Below are 2,181 nucleotides of genomic sequence, written 5' to 3'. Positions count from 1 at the left end.
GGCCTTCTCCTCCTGCTCAGTCTGGTCTTTCTCTATCTGGCTGTGGTGGTCGAGCGGGCCAAGTACCGGATCCCGGTCAATAAGATCACCATCCACAATCGCTTTAAGAAGTACTCTTATCTGGATATCCGCCTCAATCCTGCGGGCGGCATGCCGATTATGTATGCTATGACGCTGGTCAGCATTCCCCAGTATCTGCTCTTGCTGGTCCACTTTTTCCAGCCGGGCAATCAGCTGATCCGCCAGTGGATCTTGGATCTGTCTATGGGCAATCTAGGCTGGTTTGTCCTCTATCTGCTGACGATTTTCATCCTAGCTTTGGCTTTTGCCTTTATCAATGTCAGCGGAGACCAGATTGCTGAGCGCATGCAAAAGAGCGGGGAGTACATCGAGAATATCTATCCAGGGGCAGCGACCCGGCGCTATATCAATGGCTTGGTGACGTATTTTGCCATAGTGGGAGCTGCCTATCTGGTGCTGGTATCGGGCCTGCCTATGATGATAGTGCTTTGGGATGTCCGCTATCTGCGTCTCAGTATGATTCCGGGGCTTTTCATGATTTTTATCGGAATGGTCTTTTCGATTAAGGATGAGGTGGATGCCTTGACCCTTAACGATCGCTATCGTTCCTTGCTATAGGAGAAGACATGTATTATTTTATTCCTTCCTGGTCTGGCAGCGGGGAGCGGGTCTGGCAGTGGGATATAATCCCTTGGTACCGCTCCATGCAGCGGCTGGAGTTTGATGATTCCATTCATCAGATTCGGATTTTTCAGAGCCAGCAGCTGCCGGTCAAGATGCTGCTGCCGGCCTATATGCCTCATGCCCGTTATTTTCTGCACCGGCAGGACTTGTTTGAAACGGATTATTACTCCGTCTTTGACGATATTCAGGGCGTTCATTCCGACTTTATGCAGGCTCTGCAGATCAAGGACTTGGACTGGGAAGCCGACTGCGAGTTTCTCTACACACCCTTTCTGGTCATGGTTCGCAGGCAGGGACAGCTCTATGCCCATATCGAGTTTGGCATTGAGGGCTTTCTCAGCTTTATCCGCTTTTTCAAGGACGATCAGCAGGACAAGCTCTATATTTTTGATGATCGGGGCTTTATTTCCAGCATTACCTATTATGAAAATGGGCAGGAGCGCTATCGGGACTACCTGCAGCCGGACGGTGACTGGCGGATTCGGGAGCATTTGACCCAAGATGACTGCCGGGTTGAGGTCAATCCGGCCTATCTGCTGGCTTTTGATAAGCTGGAGTATGAGCGGATGCCGGATTTGATTTTGGAGAAATTGGGCCATTTTATCAGCAGCCAGGCTGGTGCAGACAGCAAGTTTGTCCTGGCGGCTCATCCGCTTTACAATCGGGCTGTGCTGCAGCTCTTGCCGCCTCAGGCTCAGAAGATTCTCAGCTTTTTCCATGAGCGCAATCGGGAGCTGGACTGGTCCAGTCTGGCAGCGGATCTGCAGCTGGTGGATCTGGTCCTGACCGACCGCATGGATGTTCAGGCTGCCATGAAGAGCTGCCTGCCCCAGCAGGCCCACAAGGTCCACTATCTGTCGCCTTTTGATACGCGGCTGCAGCTGGGCAAGAGTCAGCGCAAGCGCGAGTCCAAGATTTTCTACCAGCTCAATCTGGAGGAGCCCATCAATGACTATGCCATTTTCAAGGTCCTCTTTTATGTGGCCAAACATCCTGAGACGGAGCTGACCATCGGTGTTTACAATGCTTGGCAGGAGGGCCTGCAGACGGTGGAAGCCAAGGTGGAGGAGCTGATCGATGAGTATCTGAATCGGCATGAACTGATCAAGCATTACCGCCGCAGCGAGCAGGCTGAGAATGCCCTCTTGGAAAATCAGGAGCAGGAGCTTCGTTATTGCATTAAGAACATCACCGACGAGCTCACCCTAATACAGGAGCTGGAGTACACCCGCCTGATTGTGGATCTCAATGAGCATCCCAATCTCTATACACAGATTGCGGGCATCAGTGCCGGGATTCCCCAGATCAATCTCGTGCCGTCAGACTATGTGACGCACCTGAGAAACGGCTATATCCTGACCTCGCTTTCGGACCTGCCGGCAGCAGCGGACTACTATCTGGACGGCCTGAAACATTGGAATCAGGCCCTGATTTACTCGATTGAGAAGATTAGGGAAAATACTGGTATGGAACTGA

General features: G+C 51.9%; 1 protein-coding gene and 1 pseudogene. Both read left to right on the top strand.

The window, feature by feature from the left end:
* A pseudogene (locus STRDD11_RS10910) lies at window positions 1-639 on the top strand (accessory Sec system protein translocase subunit SecY2); the annotation flags it as partial.
* An 8-nt stretch (window positions 640-647) separates the two neighbouring features.
* Window positions 648-2,181, top strand: a 1,534-nt coding sequence (asp1, locus tag STRDD11_RS10905) for an accessory Sec system protein Asp1 (protein WP_128837345.1), incomplete at its 3' end; no start/stop codon positions are given.

Origin of the sequence: Streptococcus sp. DD11 (assembly GCF_001578865.1) — a bacterium.
Taxonomy (GTDB): Bacteria; Bacillota; Bacilli; order Lactobacillales; family Streptococcaceae; genus Streptococcus; species Streptococcus panodentis.
The sequence above is the reverse complement of the archived record's forward strand: the minus strand, read 5'-3'. Positions and strand labels throughout refer to the sequence as shown.